The following is an 18,623-nucleotide window of genomic DNA, read 5'->3' on the forward strand; positions in this document are numbered from 1 at the left end:
GATCCGATGCGAACTCCACGTCACGCAGCGCGCGTTGTCATCCTGTCCCCCGCCGGTTCGGTGTTCCTCTTCCGCGAGGACAACGTGGAGGTCGGCATCCACTGGCTGCCGCCCGGCGGGGGGATCGACCCGGGCGAGAGCCCCGAGCAGGCGGTACGGCGCGAACTGCGCGAGGAGACCGGCTGGACCGACCTGGAGCCCGGGCGGCTGCTGTGCACCTGGGAGCACGACTTCACGCACCAGGGGATCCCGGTCCGCCAGCACGAGCACATCTACCTGACGACGGGCCCGCACCGCGAGCCGGTCCTGGAGGACCCCGGCATCCACTGGCAGTGGCTGCCCCGGCAGCGCCTGGCCACCCTGGGCGAGCCCCTGTGGCCGCCGCGCCTGCCGGACCTCCTGGCGAACGCACCGGCCGAGCCGGTGCACTTGGGGCTGCTCGCCTAGTTGCGGGCCCCGGCCGTGGCCTTGGCGTACAGCGAGGCGGCGTAGTCGCCCAGGACGGTGCTGGTCGACACGTCGTCCGTGTCGCCGCCGGTCAGGATGCCGATGATCTTTCCGTCGCGGGCGATCCAGGCGCTGCCGCTGGTACCGCCGGGGAAGTCGGCGCAGTCGAAGCGCTGTTCGGTCGCGCTTTCGCGGACGGTGACCGCCGTGCACGTGCGGGGCACTTTGCGGTCGCCGGGGTAGCCGGTGACGGTGACCTCCTCGCCCGAGCGGCCGCTGGTGTCCAGGACGGCGCCGCCGGTCACGTCCTCGATCCTGCGGCCCGAGGCGTCGGGGGCCAGGCGGGCGAAGGCGAGGTCGTAGCTGTCGTCAGTGCCCTCGGCCCAGCGCTCGTCCTCGAAGACTTCCTCGAGCTTCCACGTGCCGTACGGGGCGACGTCGTTGGCGTACGCGGGCACGAAGACGGCGGTGCCGGCGCCCTGGTCCCCGTCGAGCAGGCAGTGCCCCGCGGTGATGATCAGGTTCCGGCCGGGGCTCTGCACCACGGTGGCGGTGCAGAAGTGGTCGCTGTCCAGGCCGTTCGTGAACAGGGCCCCCGTGAAGGCCGCGGGCCCGCCGGGCTGCGGGGTGACGGCGGGCGGCAGTGTGCTCTTGGGCGGGGTGGACAGCTGCGGCTTCGCCGCCTGCGAACGCGACGGGGACGCCGCCGGCGCCGTGGGCCCGGCCTTCGCCCGCGCGGGCGCGCCCGCCTCCGGCGGCGGAACCAGCTCGGCCATCGCCGCCGAGGCCCCCAAGGCGGCCGCGGCACACAGCACCACGGTCACGACGGTCCGCTTGTCCACCGACATGATGATCCTTCCGCTGGCCCCGGCGAAGCATGCCCCGGTGGCGGGGCCGGGTGCAAGCGGCGCGGGATCCCGCCGCGGCCGGCCCCCTCACGGCCCCCCGTGCGCCCCGTGCACCCCGTGCACCCCGTGGGCTCCTCCGTACAGCTCCTCGATCTCCGCCGCGTACCGCTCGGCCACCGCCCTCCGCCGGAGCTTCAGTGTCGGGGTCAGGGTGCCCGCCGCGATCGTGAAGTCCTCCGGCAGGACGTGGAAGGCGCGGACGCGGGCCGGGCGGGAGACCGTGGCGTTGGCCTCCGCCACCGCCGCCTCGATCAGGGCGCGGACCGCCGGATGGGTGGACGGCGCGCCGCCCAGGTCGTGGCCTTCGCGGGCCGCCCAGGCCGTGATCTCCTCCGCGTCCAGGGTGATCAGGGCCACGGGGTGCGGGCGGCGGTCGCCGATCATCACGGCGCGGGAGACGTAGCGGGAGCGCTGGATGGCGAACTCGACCTCCGTGGGGGTGAGGTTCTTCCCCGCCGAGGTGATGACGATCTCCTTCTTGCGGCCGGTGATGCGCAGGTATCCGTCGGCGTCCAGTTCGCCCACGTCGCCGGTGTGCAGCCAGCCCTCCGGGTCGAGCGCCTGCGCCGTCGCCGCCTCGTTCGCGTGGTAGCCGGGGAAGACCATCGCCCCGCGCGCCAGCACCTCCCCGTCCTGCGCGATGCGCACCTCGCAGCCCGCGATGGGGCGCCCCACCGTCCCGTACCGGACCGCGTCCGGGTGGTTGAGGGAGATGACTCCGCCCGACTCCGTCATCCCGTAGCCCTCGTACACCGCGATCCCGCAGGCCCGCAGGAGGTCCAGGGTCGCCGGGGCGATCGGGGCGCCGCCGGTGAGCGCCCACTTCAGGCGGCCTCCGAACGCGCCCCGGACCAGGGAGTACAGCGACTTCTCCGCCGCCTCGTACTCCTCCCGCCGCGCCTCCGGCAGCCGGCCCTCCGCTGCCAGGACGCCCAGCCGTACCGCCTCCTCGAGGCGTGCGCGGCCGCCCTCCTCGGCCTCCGCCAGGGACAGCACCACCGAGTGGAGCTTCTCGAACAGCCGGGGAACGGAGGGGAGGTGGGTGGGGCGGACCTCCGACAGCTCCGCCAGCACGTCCTCGATCCTGCCGCCGAAGTAGCAGAGCTCCCCGCCCTCCAGCAGCGTCGTGAACTGGATCAGCTGCGCCAGCAGGTGGGCGAGCGGCAGGTAGAGGTACGTGGAGTCCCCCGGGCCGCCCTTGACGAGCGGGAGGGTGGCGTCCTGGATCGCGCCCAGGTTGCCGTGGGTGAGGCGGCAGCCCTTCGGCAGGCCGGTGGTGCCGGAGGTGTAGACGATCGACGCGTCGGCGCCGGGCACGACGGCCGCCGCGCGCGCGAGGAGTTCCTCCTCCGCTGCCTGTGGCAGGCCCGGCAGCGCATCCATCTCCACCACCGCCCGCAGCGCGGGCAGTCCGGCCCGAAGGGCCTCCACCCGGGCCGCCTGCGCCGCGTCGTCGCAGACCACGACCACCGCCTCGGAGTCCGACAGCACCCAGGCGAGTTCCTCCTCCCCCGCCGTCGGATAGACGGGGACGAGGACCGCACCCGCCGCCAGCACCCCGAAGTGGGTGTACGTCCACTGCGGCCGGGTCTCCGCCAGTACGGCCACCCGCTCGCCCGCGGCCACGCCCAGGCCGAGGAGCGCCCGCCCGACGGCCCGTACCTCCGCGGCCAGTTCCCCGTACGTGCGGGTCTGCCAGCCGCCGTCTTCCGGCGCCCGGAACCTGAGGGCCGTCTCGGGCCCGTACCGCTCCTCGGTCCACTGGGTGAACCGCGCCAGCGTGCTCGGCCGGCCGTCGTCGGCGTCGGTGTCCATGGCGTGCCCTCCCGGGGAGTCGGTGACCCCCGACGCTAGGCATCCGGCACCGCCCGGCGGCATGACCGGAAGCGTCACCCGCACTGACTCCTGCGCTCAACCGGCCCCCGAGCGGCCGGGGGGACCGGCCTTTCTCGGCCACGAGAGTCTCTTTCCGGCCAAGCCGTGCCGGGTAAAGCACGCCCCAAGACGGGAATACGCAGGTCGACGCCTGAACGCCCTGCCCCCACATGCCTGTTGACCAATCGGACAGTGGCCAAGTGATCGTCTTGTGGGTAACGTTCACGTGTGCCCGGCGCTCGAAGGCCAAGACGCCGAGCACACCGTCGGACTTCTCTCTGACCAAGAGCGGTTCGGCAATGACCAAGTAATCGGGGGAAAAGAAGTCCGGGGGGACCATTCGGTTTCCACGCCTGTTCAGGTTGCCCATCGGGCTTCCTCCCCCTTGCGACAACGCAAGGGAAACAAAAATGAATCGCAACGTCCTGCGGATGGCGGCCGTTTCGGCCGTCGCCGCCATCGCCCTCGGGGGCGGCGCCGGCCTGGCCCAGGCCTCGACCGCATCCGTGTCGGCGCCCCAGAGCATCTCGGCCACCCAGCAGGCCGAGGCCCAGCAGGCCGCGCGCACCCTGCTGGCCGGCCCGCTGGCCGCCGAGCTCACGGCCGCCGAGCGGACCGAGATGAACAAGATCGTCAATGGCGAGCTCTCCGCTGCCAGCAAGTGGAGCGCGATCCGGGCCGCCTTCAGCAAGGTCGGCGGCTTCGCCAAGGCCATCGGCGGCAAGTTCAGCGACTTCAAGAAGTGGTACGACGGCCTGTCCTGGTGGGTGCGGGCCCCTCTCGCGGCCATCTCCCCGGGCCTGACCCTTCTTGAGATCTACAACGCCCTCCACTGATCGAGTGGCGTGGGCCGGGTCCGTCCGGGTACTCCCCGGGCGGGCCCGGCCCGCTACCCGTGGCGGACCTGCCCCGCTACGGAGACACGCAGAGACGGAGCGTCCGGGATGACCGACACCAACTCCACGGCCCCTGCCCGCGCCGCCCGCGCCGTCGGCGGAAGTACGTGGGCCCTGCCCCTGCTGGCGCTCGCGCCGGCATCGGCCATCAACCAGTTCACCGACCGCACCACGCCGTGGCTCGTGATCTCCTGGGTGTGCTGCGCCCTGGCCGCCGTATTGCTGGCGGTGGGCTGGTCGGCCGTACGCCGGCACGGAATGCGCACGCTCGGACCCTTGGTGATGTGCGTTCTCGCGCACGCGGTTTTCGCGGCGCAGTTGACACGCCTCGCCCTGTCGTCCTGAAAGCCCGGCCGCCGTAACAGAAATCCGAATGGGATCCGCAATTGAGCAAGACAATCGGGGGAAGAAACCCGCGGGTGACAACCCTTCGGTTTCCACGCCTGTTCAGGTCGCCTGGTGCGGGTTTCCTCCCCCTTGCGATAACGCAGGGAGACCCTACATGAACCGCCGCTCCCTGAATACGGAGCCGGGCGGAGTACTGGTGGAGGCGGAAGGCCTCGGCCGCTCCTTCGGCCCCAAGCGGGTCCTGGACGACGTATCGATGACCCTGCGCGCCGGTGAGGTGACCGGCTTCGTCGGCGCGAACGGCGCGGGAAAGTCCACCACCATCCAGCTGATGCTGGGCCTGTTGCACGGTGAGGGCCGCACCAGCTACCTCGGGCGCCCGCTGCGCGCCTGGGGCGCGCCCGGCACCGTCGTCGGCGCCGTCCTGGGCGGCGTCGCGGGCCACTCCAAGCACCGCGTCCGCACCCACCTGCGCATGGTGGCCGCCGGCTCCGCCGCACCGGACGCCCGCGTCGAGGAACTCCTGGACACCGTCGGCCTGACGGAAGCCGGCGGACTGCGCCTGGAGCAGCTGTCGCTCGGCATGTCCCAGCGCGTCGCCATCGCCCAGGCCCTGCTGGGCGATCCGCCCGTGCTCGTCCTGGACGAACCCGCGAACGGCCTCGACCCCCACTCCATCCGCTGGCTGCGGGAGTTCCTGCGCGCCCAGGCCGACCAGGGCCGAGCCGTCCTGGTCTCCAGCCACTTCCTCGGCGAGATGGAGCAGTTGGCCGACCGCGTGACCGTGCTGTCGCGCGGCCGGGTCGTGGCCTCCTCGCCGATGTCCGAGCTGCTGGCCCGTGCGGCCGACCGGCGCGTGGTGACCGTGGAGTCACCGGATCTGCCGAGGCTGGCCCGGCTCGTCGAGGCGTGCGACGGCCGGCTCACGCCCACGGGCGGCGCGGGCGCGCGCATCACCGGCCTGGACCGGGTACGCATCGGCACCCTCGCGGCCGAGAACGCCCTGCCGCTGTACTGGCTGCACGAGGCGGGCCCGTCGCTGGAGGAGTTCTACCTGGCCATCGCGGAAGAGGAGTTCAAGATCTCGTGAGGTCATCCGCACCGGCGGTCCCCGAGACCGCCGCTCCCCCCGCCCCGCCGGCCCCCGTGGCCGTCAGCCCCGCCGAAGCCTTCCGCCGGGCCTGCCGTTACGAGTGGCGGCATCTGGCGGGGCTGCGCTCGACGTGGATCCTGCTCGGCATCGTGGCGGCACTGAGCCTGCTGACGGGCATCACCGTGCTGCTCGACCTGGACGCGGGCGAGCGGATCAGCCCGGCCACCATGGCCGACGTGATCGCGTGGACCCCGCTCGCGACGCAGGTGCCGGCCCTGTGCTTCTTCCTGCTGGTCCTGGGCACCGGCCCGGTCTCGACCGATCTGGTGCGCGGAGGCGCGCGGACGACATGGCTGGCGGTGAACGGACGCCTCACCGCCTACACCGCGAAGTGCCTGGTCGGCTTCCTGGTGGCGGCCGCGACGGCCGCCGGCAGCGCTCTGCTCGGCGCCTTCTCCTCCGCGTCCGTCCTGGCCGTCAAGGGCGCCCCGCAACCCGAGTGGGGCGGCGTGCTGGTGCCCGCCCTGCGCTTCACCCTGTGGATGGGCTGCTGGGCGCTGTTCTGCCTGGCACTGGTGTCCCTGGTCCGCAGCCGGATCATCCCGGTGCTGGTCCTGTGCATGTGGCCGCTGATCGTCGAGCGCCTCGTGGGCGGGGCACTGGGCTACCTGCCGGGGCTGGACGGGGTGGGCGACTGGCTGCCGTTCGCGGCCGGCCGGGCCATGCTGACGGACGTCTCCGCCTACCCGGCCGACGACCGGCCGTTCGCGCAGGCTCTGGTCGGATCCCACCTGTCGACGGGCACGGCCACGCTGGTGTTCTGCCTGTACACCGCGGCGATCGCGGCGGTGGGCTGCTGGGCGTACTGCCGCCGGGACGCCAAGACGGGCTGACCGGGCGGCAACCGGGGTCGGCCGCTTCCGTATCGCACGGCGGCGCGGGGAGCTACCGTCGGACCATGGGGAAGCGGACGATCACCGTGCACCATGTGCGGGCCGTGCTCGCGGGGGCCCGCGGCAGCGGCATCGACACCGTGCCGCTGCTCCAGGAGGCGCAGATCCCGCCGCTGCTGCTGGGCGACGACCGGGCGCGCATCACGCCCGCGCAGTTCGCCCGCCTGTTCCGCGCGCTGTACCGGATCACGCAGGACGAGTTCCTCGGCCTGAGCCCGGTGCCCAGCCGGCCCGGCACCTTCGCGATGATGTGCTACGCCTCGCTCGGCTGCCGGGACCTGGGCGCGGCCATGGAGCGGGCGGCCGCGTTCTACGGACTGTTCCCCGGCGGGCCGGAGCTGGCGCTCGAAGTCGTCGGCGCGGAAGCCCGGTTCACGGTGCGCAACGACTTCGCACGGGACGGGGCGGGGGCCATGGGGGTCCCTCCCTGTGGTGGCCGGGGGAGCTTCCTCACCGAGTGCGTGCTGGCCATCTGGCACCGGCTGAGCAGCTGGCTGATCGGCCGGCGCATCCCGCTCGCGTACGCGGCGTTCGCGTACCCCCCGCCGCCGCACAAGGACGAGTACGAGATCCTCTTCGACTGCCCGGTCCGCTTCGGGGAAAGCCGTACGGGCGCCGCCTTCGACGCGCACTGGCTGACCGCGCCGCTGGTACGGGACGAGCCGGCGCTGGAGGCGATGCTGCGCCGCGCCCCCTTCGACCTGCTGTCGCGGCCGGAGTACGGGACCACGGTCGCGGAGCAGGTCCGCCGTGCCCTGACCCGGCAGTTGCGCGCCTCGCCGCGGCTGCCGGCGCTCGGGGAGGTGGCGGCGCGCCTCGCCGTGTCCCCGGCGACGCTGCGGCGCCGGCTGCAGCAGGAGGGGACCTCGTTCCAGCAGCTGAAGGACCACGTCCGGCGGGACGCGGCGATCGCGGGCCTGGCGGAGAGCGGCGAGCCGATCGCGGAACTCGCGGCCCGGCTGGGCTTCTCGGAGGACACGGCCTTCCACCGCGCGTTCCGCCGCTGGACGGGCACGACCCCGGGCGCCTACCGCCTCACCTCCGGCGGCTAGCGTCAGGAGGTGTAGTAGCCGGCGATGTCGGCGATCAGGTCGACCGAGCCCGCGTTGTTGTAGAAGCTGACCTTCCCGTTCACCACGGGGACGACGACGAGGTTCGGGATCGTCAGCCCGGCGGTGAAGTTGAGGTTCGACGCGCTCGTGCGGGTCGTGCCGTTCGGATAGACCGAGACGTAGCTTCCCGTGGTGGGTTCGGTGGCCGTCACGTTCAGAACGACGGCCGTGACCGCGCTCGCCGGAATCCCCGCCGTACCCGTCACCTGCAAGGTCACCGTCCCGCCCTGACCCACCTTCGCCTTCGGCACACCCAGCCCCTCACGGGTGTCCATCAAACGCGTCGGCGTCATCGGCTTGTACGTCGAACCCGAGCCGTCCGTCGTGTAGTAACCGGCCACGTCGGCGATCAGGTCGACCGAGCCCGCGTTGTTGTAGAAGCTGACCTTCCCGTTCACCACCGGAACGACCACCAGATTCGGAATCGTCTGCCCCGCCGTGAAGTTGAGGTTCGACGCGCTCGTGCGGGTCGTACCGTTCGGGTACACGGACACATGGCTGCTGGACGTCGGCTCGGTGGCCGTGACGTTCAGGACGACGGCCGTGACCCCGCTCGCCGGAATCCCCGCCGTACCCGTCACCTGCAAGGTCACCGTCCCGCCCTGACCCACCTTCGCCCTCGGCACACCCAACCCCTCACGGGTATCCATCAAACGCGTCGGCGTCATCGGCTTGTACGTCGAACCCGAGCCGTCCGTCGTGTAGTAACCGGCCACGTCGGCGATCAGGTCGACCGAGCCCGCGTTGTTGTAGAAGCTGACCTTCCCGTTCACCACCGGAACGACCACCAGATTCGGAATCGTCTGCCCCGCCGTGAAGTTGAGGTTCGACGCGCTCGTGCGGGTCGTACCGTTCGGGTACACGGACACATGGCTGCTGGACGTCGGCTCGGTGGCCGTGACGTTCAGGACGACGGCCGTGACCCCGCTCGCCGGAATCCCCGCCGTACCCGTCACCTGCAAGGTCACCGTCCCGCCCTGACCCACCTTCGCCCTCGGCACACCCAGCCCCTCACGGGTGTCCATCAAACGCGTCGGCGTGATCGGCTTGTACGTGCCCTGGCCGGAGCCCGCGGGCGGCGTCACCGTCAGCGTGCCGCGCGGGTACTGGCTGCCGAGCGCGATGACGCTGATGTTCCAGTGGCCGGCGGGGGCCGTGCGCAGATCCACGGTCGCCTTCAGCGTCCGGGCGTCCGCGGAGACCGAGACGGTCTTGGCCGTCAGCGGCGCCGGGCCGCCGGTCAGCTGGACGGTGGTGTTCATGCCCAGCGCCGTGCCCGTCACGGTGAGGGTGGCGACCGTACCGCTCTGCGCGGTGTTCGGCGTGACCGTCCCGACGGACAGCTCCTCGGTACCGCAGGGCGCGGTGGTGCAGACGAGTTCGGCGCGGTACGCCGTACGGTCCGCCTCGTCCGGCAGGGCGAGGACGAACACGTTCTCGCCGGTGCCCTGGCAGGTGTACGGGGACGAGCTGCCCATGCAGAGGTTGGTACCGGCACCGCTGTACAGCGCGGGCTCCGGGGTGGACGTCCCGCCGTCCGTGGCGGTGACGTCGACCCTGAACCGGTCGCCCGAGACGCTCTGCAGGGTGGCGCACACGCCGGTGCGCTCGGCGGAGAGCGTCCCGGTCAGTGGGCCGTACCCGTACGCGATCGACCCGGCGCGCGTGCACTCGGGGGCGGGCCCGGCAGCCGTGGCGATCCGCCAGGCGTCGAGGCGGTAGGAGGCGGGCAGGGACCAGTTCTCCGGGACCTGGGTGACCACCTGGTAGCCGGTGGATCCGGTGACCGTGCACGCCCAGGTCTTCTGGTGGCAGGAGATGCCGCCGGTGTTGTCCATGACCAGCATGTGCGTGCTGTCGTGGGCGTCCCGGGCGTTGACGAGCAGCCGGTCCGTGGCCGCGGCCGTGGTGATGCGGTGGCAGCGCAGGGTGCCGTTCGCGCCGGACGTGCCGGTCGTGGCCGGGGCGCCGACCGCCGTGGCGGCGGAGGCGGCGCAGCCCTGGGCCGTGGCGGTGACGTCCCGGCGGTCCAGGGTGTGGCTGCGCGGGGCGTCCTGGCCCTCCAGGAGCACGGTGTACGCCTTGCCGGCGGCGAAGGAGCAGCTGGAGAGGCCGTCCGTGCGGAGCTGCTGGCCCGGGGCGGGGTGGTTGTAGCAGGAGGGCCCGTTGCCGTCGGTGTCGATGAGGGTGATCGCGTAGTCCGGGTACAGCTCCGTGTCGTCCGGGAGGCCGTAGCGGATGCGGAGCAGCTCGGCGGTGGAATGCGCGTCCGCCGGAATGGTCAGGCAGTGCGAGAAGACGCCGTTGCCGGTCTCCAGCCGCACGGCCGCCGCGTCGTCGGCGAAGCTCCCGGACGGCAGGACCTGACAGCCCGCCTGGAGCACGTCCGTACGGACGAAGTGGACGCCGTACGGGCCGGTCGCGGCGGTGTCGTCGGCGTGCACCAGCGCACGGAACGGCGCCGTTCCGGTCAGGACGCATTCGCCCCGGACGAGATCGCCGGCCTCGCACTGTGCGGCGCCGTTCCGGTCGACCACCTCGACCTGGACGCTCACGCCCGCGCCGCCGCGCGAGGTGAGGGCGGCGATCCGGGCGCCCTGCGGGCTCGGCAGCCGCAGGCAGTGCGTCTGCCCGCCCTCGGTGAAGTCGCCCGTGTACCGTCCCTCGGCGACGACGACGCAGTCCTCGGCGGCCGGTGCGGCCTGAGCGGCGCCCACCGGCAGCAGGAGTGCGGCGAGGACGGCGAACAGGCACGTCAGAACGGTGGACATCGGGCGTCTCGCTGACGCCGAACTCGTTGGCATGAACCCCCCAGGGTGATGTGCGACGAGCGATCGTCGCACACCCGTGCGGGGTCGGATTCACCGGCGCCGGGGACCGAAGGCGGCGGCCACCGCCGAGAGCAGCAGGCCGAGGAGGCCGAGGGCGGCGACGCCCAGGGTGCCGAGGTGGAGCGCGGTCTCCCAGGTCTCCGGCTTGCCGTAGACCCGGTCGCCGAGACCCCGCGCCTCGCCCGTGAAGGCCAGCTTCCCGCTGCCGTCCTTCGTGATCTCGTCCGCGTACGCGTACAGCGTGCCGGTGTGCGGGCCGCCGCCGGCCGTCCACCGGGTGCCCTCGCACTTTGCGGTGCCCCGGCTCCCGCTGCCGCCCCGGACGAAGGTCTCCGTGCCGCAGCGCGAGGGCAGTTCGACGGTGGCCGGGGAGCCGAAGGCGTAGGCCGCGCCCCAGCCCGTCGGTTTCTGGGAGGCGCTGCCCACGAAGAAGAAGACGCCGGCCGCTATGCCGGTGAGGAGCAGGCAGAGCGTCGCCCGCTGCTTGAACTTCTCGCCGCGTCCGGCCACGGAATCCCCCAAGATGGTGTGTTCACGTCAAATAGATGGTGTACGGCCACCCGGATGGCTGATTCCCGCCCCGGCATGTCGCGCGTTTGTACCGCACCCGCGCCCCGCGGGACAAGGCCTGCGACTCCCGGCCAGGAAAGCTGAGCTGCGCGGTCAGCGACCTTCCTACCGGTCGGTCACTACCTTCGGCTCACCCACTTCCCCCACCCGGACCCTTGGGAGAGCCGCCCATGCGATTCCGAAGCACCGCCCTGGCCGCCGTCGCCGCCCTGGCCCTGTCGGCCGCCGTCCCCGTGACCGACGCGGCCGCCGCCGAGACCGCCCGCCCCGGAGACCTCGTCAGCAGCGCCCCGTCCGCCTTCCATCCGCTGCCCGGCCAGCCCACCCACACCAAGGCCTGGAAGATCCACTACCGCTCCACCACCGCCGACGGCGCCCCGAACACCGTCTCCGGCACCGTCATCGTCCCGCAGGACGGCCGCACCGGCCCGCGCCCGCTCATCACGTACGCCGTCGGCACCGTCGGCATGGGCGACTCCTGCGCGCCGAGCAACAACCTCCCGTACGGCACCGCCATGGAGGCCAACCTCATCCAGCAACTCACCCTGCGCGGCTGGGCCGTGGTCGTCACCGACTACGAGGGCCTCGGCACCCCGGGCGTGCACACCTACACCGTGGGCCCCTCGGCCGGGCACGCCATGCTCGACGCCGCCCGCGCAGCCATCCGCCTCCCGGAGGCCGGTCTCCCCGCCGACACCCCGATCGGCATCATGGGCTACTCCCAGGGCGGCCAGGCCAGCAGCTGGGCCGCCGAGCTGCAGGGCTCGTACGCCCCGGAGTTGAAGGTCAAGGGCACGGCGACCGGCGGCGTCCCGGCCGACCTGATGAAGGTGGCCGAGTTCAACAACGGCTCCTTCGGCTCCGGGCTGATCTTCATGGCGGCGGCCGGCCAGGACGCCGCCTTCCCCGAGCTGAAGCTGGACTCCTACCTCAACCCCGTCGGCAAACTGCTGGTCGCCGGCATGAAGGAGAACTGCGTGGCGATCGACGCGATCGCCGGCTCCTTCAAGCGGATCTCCGACCTGACCACGCGCAACCCCCTCGACCAGCCGGACTGGCAGGCCCGGCTGAACCAGAGCAGGCTCGGGCGCACCGCCCCCGCCGCGCCGGTGTACCAGTACCACGCGCTCGGCGACGAGTTGATTCCGTACGGGGTGGGCCGCGCGCTGCGCTCCGAATGGTGCGCGAAGGGCGCGAACCTCGAGTTCGACACCATCGTCATCGGTGAGCACGTCAGCGGCGTGATCACCCAGTCGCTCGCGGTCGGCAACTGGCTCGCGGACCGCTTCGCCGGGCGCGCCACACACGCCAACTGCTGACGGCCCGCCCCACCCCGCCCCGTTCGGCCCCGCCCCGCCCCGCCGGTCACCCTGCGGCTACCGCTGGGGGTGTCCCCCCGCGGCGGGGCAGGACCGCGTCCCGGACGGCAGCCGCCCGGCGAGCAGGAAGCGGTCCACGTACTCCCGTACACAGGGGGAGGACCCGTAACCGGTGTGCCCCTCCCCCTTGTAGTCCACGATCACCGCCGTACCGAGCCGCTTCGCCGTCTCCTCCGTCCACTCGTACGGGGTCGCCGGGTCCCCGCGGGTGCCGACCAGCAGCATCCGCGGTGCCCCCGGGCGGTCGATCCGCCGGATGAAGTCGGTACCGGCGGGACGCCCGTAGCAGGAGAGCACCGTCATCAGCTGACGCGGCCCGAAGATCTCCGAGGCCTTGCGGAACTCGTCCTTCAGGGCGGCCAGTTCCTTCTCGATGGCCGCCGGTCCGGCCTTGCCGTTCGACCGGTCCGGGTCGTCCGCGCAGCTCACGGCGACGAGTGCGGCCTCGGTGTTGTCGGCGGGCACCGTCCCGGGGCCGGCGTCCTGCGCCTCCGCGCCGGGCGGGACCGTCGGCCCGCCGAGCTGGAGCAGCTCCGCCGGGTCGCCGCCCCGTTCGGCCGTCGCCAGCGCGCCGGCCAGCGCGGGCCACATCAGCGGCGAGTACAGGGCGGTGCCGATCGCGGCGACGAGGTCCTGCCCGGTCACGTACGAGCCGTCGTGGCCGACCAGCGGCTCCGCGTCGAGCCGGGTGACCAGGGCGGCCACCTTCTCCCTGGCGGTGCGGGTGTTGGTCCCGTACACGCAGTCCTGCTGGTGGGCGCACCAGGACAGGAAGTGGTCCAGGGCCCGCTGCTGGGCGCGCGCCGAGACGAGGGCCTGCTCCGCGAGGGGCTCGGTGAGGGTGTCGACCCCGTCGAGGACCATGCGGCCGGTGCTGCGGGGGAACTGCGCCGCGTAGACGGCGCCGAGCCGGGTCCCGTAGGAGAAGCCGAGGTAGTGGAGCTTCTTGTCGCCCAGAGCCCGCCGGATCACGTCCATGTCGCGGGCGACGTGCACGGTCCCGACGTACGGGAGGACGGGGCCCGAGGCGAGCTCGCAGCGCCTGGCCACGGCGCGCAGGGCGGCCAGTTGCGCGGCGGCGCCGGCGCCTTCCTCCTCTTCGGCCTGCTGGGAGCCGCCGCAGGAGACGGGCTCGCTGTGGCCGACCCCGCGCGGGTCGAAGGCGACGAGATCGTAGTGCTCGCCGAGGTCGGCGAAGGCATCGGGGTCGGCGGCCAGGCTCGCGAGGCCCGGGCTGCCGGGGCCGCCGTAGTTCAGCAGGAGCGAGCCGAGGCGCTTCGTGCGGTCGGTGGTGGTGGCCGGTATCCGGGCCAGGGCGATCTCGACCGTGCCCTTGCCGGGGGCGGCGTGGTCGAGGGGCACCTCGACGGTCCCGCACCGCATCCCGGCGGGTACGGGACGCTCGGGGCAGTCACCCCACCGGATCGCGGGGACGGAACCGGGACCGGACGCGGGGACGGGGGCGGGACCCGGCCCGGGGGCCGCGCCGAGGCAGGCCAGGACCAGTACGCAGGCCGCGCCGACCCGGAAACCGCCGCGCACGCGGCTACGGGGACAGGGACGGGGACGGGGGCGGGAACGGTGCACAGCACCCTCCTCGGGCATCCCCCGTGACCGCTGGACCGGTCAGCCCACCATAAGCGCGCCCGCGCGCCCCCGCCCGCCGGCCGGGGTTTCAGTCCTCGCGGGGACCCCGGTACAGCTCGTCGATCTCGCGCGCGTAGTCCCGGGCGACGGCGCCCCGCTTCAGCTTCAGCGACGGGGTCAGATGGCCGCGCGCCTCCGTGAAATCGCCCTGGAGGACGGTGAAGCGGCGGATCGACTCGGCGCGCGAGACCAGCCGGTTCGCCTCGTCGACCGCCCGCTGGATGTCCGCCCGCAGTTCCTCGTCCCGTACCAGCTCGTAGATCGGCACGGTCTGCTTCTTGTGCATCTGGCGCCAGTGCAGCAGGCCGTCCGGCTCCAGGGTGATCAGGGCGGTGATGTACGGCCGGTTGTCACCGACCACCATGCACTGGCCGACCAGCGGGTGCGCCCGCAGCCAGTCCTCCAGGGGCGCCGGGGCCACGTTCTTGCCGCCGGAGGTGATGATCAGGTCCTTCTTGCGGCCGGTGATCGTGAGGTACCCGTCGGCGTCGAGCTCGCCGATGTCGCCGGTCGGCAGCCAGCTCCCGTACGGGACGCCCTGCCCGCTGTTCCAGTACCCGGCGAAGACGTGGCGCCCGCCGAGCAGCACCTCGCCGTCGTCCGCGATCCGTACGGCCGTGCCGGGCAGCGGCCAGCCGACCGTGCCGAGCCTCGGCCGCTGCGGCGGGGTCACCGTGGAGGCACCGGTCGTCTCCGTGAGCCCGTAGCCCTCGAAGACCTCGATGCCGGCGCCCGTGTAGAACGCGGCGAGGCGCCGCCCGAGCGGGGATCCGCCGCTGAGGACGTAGCGGACGCGGCCGCCGAGCGCGGCCCGGATCCGCCGGTAGACGAGCGGGTCGTACAGCGCCCGCGCGGCGCGCAGCCCGAGCCCGGGGCTCCTGCCCGCGACGGCCGCCTCGCCCAGGCGCTGCGCGAGGCGGGCGGCCCGGTCGAAGGAGGCGGCCCGGCCCATCTTCTCGGCGGTGGCGCGGGCGGTGTTGTAAACCTTCTCCAGGACGTACGGGATGGCGAGGAGGAAGGTCGGCCGGAAGCCGGCGAGGTCCGCCAGCAGCTCTTCGGTGGCGATGCTCGGCGCGTGCCCGAGCTTGACCCGGGCCCGCAGACAGCCGACGGCGACCATCCGCCCGAAGACGTGGGACAGCGGCAGGAAGAGCAGGGTGGAGGCCGGGTCCTTGCTGACGGACTTGAACACGGGGTGCAGCAGCTCCACCGCGTTGTCCACCTCGGCGAAGAAGTTGCCGTGCGTGATCACGCACCCCTTGGGCTGCCCGGTCGTGCCCGAGGTGTAGATCAGGGTGGCGACGGAGTCCGGCGTACGGGCGGCCCGCCGCGCGTGCACCACCGCGTCGGGCAGCTGCTCCCCGGCCTTGACCAGCCGGGCGACGGCCCCGGTGTCGAACTCCCACAGGTGCGCCAGCCAGGGCAGGTTGGCCCGCTCGGCGCTGATGATCCGCGCCTGCGCGGTGTCCTCGACGGCGCAGGCCACGGCGCCGGAGTCGTGGATGATCCAGCGTGCCTGGAGGGCGGAGGAGGTGGGGTAGATCGGTACGGTGACCAGCCCGGCGGCCCATCCGGCGAAGTCGAGCAGGGTCCACTCGTAGGTCGTACGGGCCATGATGGCGAGCCGGTCGCCTTCCCGCAGCCCCTCGGCGATCAGGCCTTTCGCGACGGCGAGCACCTCGGCGGCGAACTGTGCGGCGGTCACGTCCTGCCAGACCCCGTCGCGGTCCTTGCGCGCGAGCACCGCCTCGCCGGGTGCCTGCCGGGCATTGTCGAACGGGATGTCCCCGAGCGACCCGCTCTGCGGCACGCCCGCCAGCGCGGGCACCCGCACCTCGCGCACCACCCCGTCGACCATGGTCTTGACGGGCTCGACCGGCTTGACCGGCTCGACGGGCCTGACCGGCCTCAGCTCGGCTTCCACGGCGCACTCTCCTCGGCTGGGGCAGCGAGTTACCGCCGGTAATGTACGCAGCGCCCACCCCGGCCGACCACCCTTCGAGCGCCTTCTTCACGGACGCTCCACGCCACCGCCCCACTCATCCGTCGGCGCGTACGGCTGGATGTGCATTTATCTACGGAATGAAAAAAGAGGACCACTGGCGGTGGCCCTCTCATTCCGCTTGCGATTCAGCCGAGCAGCGCCTTCACCGCAGTGATCACGGGAACTCCGGCTTCTCCGACGAGCGTCGCGATTCCCGAGAACGTCCGGAGGATTTTCCTGAAGCGGTCTTCGGGCGGATTCGAACTGATCTCCTCGATTGCCGCGTCCACCTCCGCCCGGTCGTCGGCATCCAGGTGCTGCCGCATGGCCCGGACTTCCTCGAGGAGCGTCTCCAGGGCCGACGGCTCCACCTCCGTGCCGCCCACCCGCTTTCCGCCGGCCACGATGTCACCGGAGCCGGTGTGCTCCGCCTTGCCGATGCTCCCGGCCCCGTACTGCGTGTACTGGTCGCCGCCCATTACCGACCCCCGATGTTGCCGGAACCGCTGTGCTGCGCCCTGCCGATGCTCCCGGCGCCGTACTGCTCGATGTGGTCGCCCATGACGGCGTGCTTCACGTTGTAGACCACCTGCGCGGTGTCCGGACGGCCGATCGCCTTGGTGATCTCCATGACGAGGGCCTGGATCTCGTTGCGCTCCGTGGACCACACGGCATCGCGCTGCGTGCCGGAGGTGTTGAGGACCAGGCCGTACAGCGGGGGTTTGCCGATGACCGTGACGAGCTGCCAGATCAGCAGGCCCAGCACGACGACCAGCAGGATGACTCCGATCTCCCCGGCGGCGGCCGACACGATCCCCCCGATGACGAGGGTGATGAGCGCGCGGGCGATGAACTTTCTCCACGCCGCGCCCTTGTCGACCTCCAGTACTCGCTGCCCTACGTGGGAGATGTTGCGCAGCGGATAAGCCTCACCGTCGACCCACAGCACGCCTTCCTGCACGCGGACTTCAACGGTTGATTGGCTACGCGCCATATCTCGCCCCCCTTGCTGGTTTTTGGTGTTCTCGGCACGCAGTGTAGGGCGACCTCGATCGGTCAAGTAGAGATCGGACAACTTCGACTTAGTGATGATCAATTGGCCATTCCGCTTGACATGAAGCGCGACGGCATTTCGTCTCGCGGGGAGCGAAATCGGATGCTGTCCGGCGGATCATGCGACTTCTCCATGTCGGGTTCGTGTGCCCGGCATGGGGAAGGGCGATCTGACGACGAAGGTCCACTTGGCCGGCGAGGCCGGGCGCCCGCCCACCGGACCTGCTGATCATCCCGGCCGTCTGCCGCGTGCACGACTAGGGGAGCGGCCCGCTCCGTTGGACAGCTCCCCGGCGCACTCTCAGAATCGAAAGTGTGAGGAGGTGCGCCATGAGCATCCGCATCGGCACCTTCAACGCCGAGAACCTCTTCCAGCGGCCGGTCGCCTTCGGCATCGACGACGAGGAGCAGCGCAACAAGGTACTCAAGGACTTCAAACGACTCGTCGAGATCCTCGACAAGGACGCGTACACGGCCGACGACAAGGCGGAGATCATCGAGATCCTCCTGGCGCACAGCATCGACGTCCGCCCGGAGCTCTCCACCAAGACGATCCTGGTGAACGAGCCCAAGGGCAGGGCCCGGCTGCTCACAGGAGAGGGCAGCGGCGTCCAGGTCAGGGACGAGGCGACGGGGCGTGATGCCTGGGTCGGCTGGGCCGAGCTGGTCCGCAGGGACCTCTCCCTGGACGCCATCGGGAACACCGCCAGGGTGATCGCCGAGGTGAACGCCGACATCCTGCTCACGGTCGAGGTCGAGGACCGGCTCACCCTGGACCGCTTCAACCAACAGGTTCTGGCCGGCCGACTGGACGGGGAGCGCTATCCGTTCAACCTGCTGATCGACGGGAACGATGAACGCGGCATCGACGTGGGGCTGTTCAGCCGGCGTCCGATCACCTCCGTACGCTCGCACATCTTCGACAAGAAGAATCCCCGGGACCGCTTCGGCATCTTCAGCAGGGACTGCCCGGAATTCGAGATCGACATCGACGGCCGGCCGCTGTGGCTGCTGGGGAACCACTTCAAGAGCAAGCGCGGCGGGGGTGGGGCGGACAAGCGCAAGCTCCAGGGTGAGCGCTGCGCCCAGATCTACCGGGACGCCCTCGAACGCTCGGACCACGTCGTGGTCGCCGGGGACCTCAACGACACCCCGGCCAGCCCGCCGCTCGGCTTCCTCCTGAACGCCGGCCTGCAGGACGCGATGAGCCACGGCAGCTACGAGGGGCCAAAGGGCACCCACGGCAAGTGCAAGGCGGCCGACAAGATCGACTACCTGATGTTCTCGCCGGAGCTGTTCGGCAAGGTGAGCGAGGTGAAGCTGGAGACGCGCGGGATCTTCGAGTTCGGCGACCCGTTCGACAGCGTGCACGGACCGCACGACCAGGCCTCCGACCACGCGGCCCTGTTCGCCGACCTCGACCTGTGAGGGAATCCGGAAAAGCCAGACGGCCGCCGCCTCCGCGGCCGTCCGGCTCACCGCTTCCCCAAGGGTCCGGGGCAGGGCCGTGGAGCAAGACATCGCGGG

General features: G+C 71.9%; 16 protein-coding genes. 8 read left to right on the forward strand and 8 right to left on the reverse strand.

The genetic code is table 11. The features are described 5' to 3' along the window. Positions 1-6 precede the first annotated feature (6 nt). On the forward strand, positions 7-447 hold the full coding sequence (locus ACZ6I1_RS06165) for an NUDIX hydrolase (RefSeq protein WP_469283628.1): 441 nt from the start codon (positions 7-9) through the stop codon (positions 445-447). Here ACZ6I1_RS06165 and ACZ6I1_RS06170 read toward each other — a convergent pair. After that, a complete protein-coding gene (locus tag ACZ6I1_RS06170) occupies positions 444-1,295 on the reverse strand; it encodes a trypsin-like serine peptidase (protein ID WP_469283630.1) in 852 nt (283 codons plus the stop codon). The two genes, ACZ6I1_RS06165 and ACZ6I1_RS06170, sit on opposite strands and share 4 nt — an antisense overlap. 87 nt (positions 1,296-1,382) lie before the next feature. Next, on the reverse strand, positions 1,383-3,170 hold the full coding sequence (locus ACZ6I1_RS06175; RefSeq protein ID WP_469283632.1) for an AMP-dependent synthetase/ligase: 1,788 nt from the start codon (positions 3,168-3,170) through the stop codon (positions 1,383-1,385). Between the two features lie 470 nt (positions 3,171-3,640). Here ACZ6I1_RS06175 and ACZ6I1_RS06180 point away from each other — a divergent pair, with 470 nt between their 5' ends. From ACZ6I1_RS06180 to ACZ6I1_RS06200, 5 genes are all read left to right on the forward strand, one after another. Next, complete coding sequence (locus ACZ6I1_RS06180; protein WP_469283634.1) at positions 3,641-4,066, forward strand: hypothetical protein; 426 nt, start codon at positions 3,641-3,643, stop codon at positions 4,064-4,066. Between the two features lie 108 nt (positions 4,067-4,174). Next, a complete protein-coding gene (locus tag ACZ6I1_RS06185) occupies positions 4,175-4,471 on the forward strand; it encodes a hypothetical protein (RefSeq protein WP_469283636.1) in 297 nt (98 codons plus the stop codon). A gap of 157 nt (positions 4,472-4,628) precedes the next feature. Then, entirely contained in the window at positions 4,629-5,564 is a 936-nt protein-coding gene (locus tag ACZ6I1_RS06190; RefSeq protein WP_469283637.1) for an ABC transporter ATP-binding protein, read from the forward strand. Further along, positions 5,561-6,460, forward strand: a complete 900-nt coding sequence (locus tag ACZ6I1_RS06195) for a hypothetical protein (RefSeq protein ID WP_469283639.1) — start codon at positions 5,561-5,563, stop codon at positions 6,458-6,460. The genes ACZ6I1_RS06190 and ACZ6I1_RS06195 overlap by 4 nt, the downstream gene beginning before the upstream one ends. Before the next feature lie 65 nt (positions 6,461-6,525). Beyond that, complete coding sequence (locus tag ACZ6I1_RS06200; protein ID WP_469283642.1) at positions 6,526-7,572, forward strand: AraC family transcriptional regulator; 1,047 nt, start codon at positions 6,526-6,528, stop codon at positions 7,570-7,572. Between the two features lie 2 nt (positions 7,573-7,574). On the opposite strand, the gene ACZ6I1_RS06205 is transcribed toward ACZ6I1_RS06200, so the two are convergent. Then, entirely contained in the window at positions 7,575-10,403 is a 2,829-nt protein-coding gene (locus ACZ6I1_RS06205; protein WP_469283644.1) for a hypothetical protein, read from the reverse strand. 90 nt (positions 10,404-10,493) lie between these two features. Beyond that, positions 10,494-10,973, reverse strand: a complete 480-nt coding sequence (locus ACZ6I1_RS06210; protein WP_469283646.1) for a hypothetical protein — start codon at positions 10,971-10,973, stop codon at positions 10,494-10,496. Positions 10,974-11,203: 230 nt separating this feature from the next. On the opposite strand from ACZ6I1_RS06210, the gene ACZ6I1_RS06215 reads away from it, so the two are divergent. After that, positions 11,204-12,352: a lipase family protein gene (locus ACZ6I1_RS06215; RefSeq protein ID WP_469283648.1), complete on the forward strand. Its 1,149-nt coding sequence runs from the start codon at positions 11,204-11,206 to the stop codon at positions 12,350-12,352. Between the two features lie 57 nt (positions 12,353-12,409). Here ACZ6I1_RS06215 and ACZ6I1_RS06220 read toward each other — a convergent pair whose 3' ends face one another. The 4 genes from ACZ6I1_RS06220 to ACZ6I1_RS06235 all read right to left on the reverse strand — a co-directional run bounded on the left by ACZ6I1_RS06220 (position 12,410) and on the right by ACZ6I1_RS06235 (position 17,004). After that, positions 12,410-13,954: an alpha/beta hydrolase gene (locus ACZ6I1_RS06220; RefSeq protein ID WP_469283650.1), complete on the reverse strand. Its 1,545-nt coding sequence runs from the start codon at positions 13,952-13,954 to the stop codon at positions 12,410-12,412. Between the two features lie 133 nt (positions 13,955-14,087). Further along, complete coding sequence (locus tag ACZ6I1_RS06225) at positions 14,088-15,917, reverse strand: AMP-dependent synthetase/ligase (protein ID WP_469283840.1); 1,830 nt, start codon at positions 15,915-15,917, stop codon at positions 14,088-14,090. Positions 15,918-16,189: 272 nt separating this feature from the next. Continuing rightward, the gene (locus ACZ6I1_RS06230) at positions 16,190-16,522 is read right to left on the reverse strand and encodes a hypothetical protein (RefSeq protein ID WP_469283652.1); all 333 of its coding nucleotides are present in this window, start codon (positions 16,520-16,522) and stop codon (positions 16,190-16,192) included. Further along, a complete protein-coding gene (locus tag ACZ6I1_RS06235; protein ID WP_469283655.1) occupies positions 16,522-17,004 on the reverse strand; it encodes a DUF6232 family protein in 483 nt (160 codons plus the stop codon). Before ACZ6I1_RS06235 ends, ACZ6I1_RS06230 begins: the two co-directional genes overlap by 1 nt. Before the next feature lie 422 nt (positions 17,005-17,426). Between ACZ6I1_RS06235 and ACZ6I1_RS06240 the strand changes: the two genes are divergently transcribed. After that, complete coding sequence (locus ACZ6I1_RS06240) at positions 17,427-18,524, forward strand: endonuclease/exonuclease/phosphatase family protein (RefSeq protein ID WP_469283657.1); 1,098 nt, start codon at positions 17,427-17,429, stop codon at positions 18,522-18,524. The last annotated feature ends 99 nt before the right edge of the window (positions 18,525-18,623 follow it).

The organism is Streptomyces sp. NPDC046303, assembly GCF_055588085.1.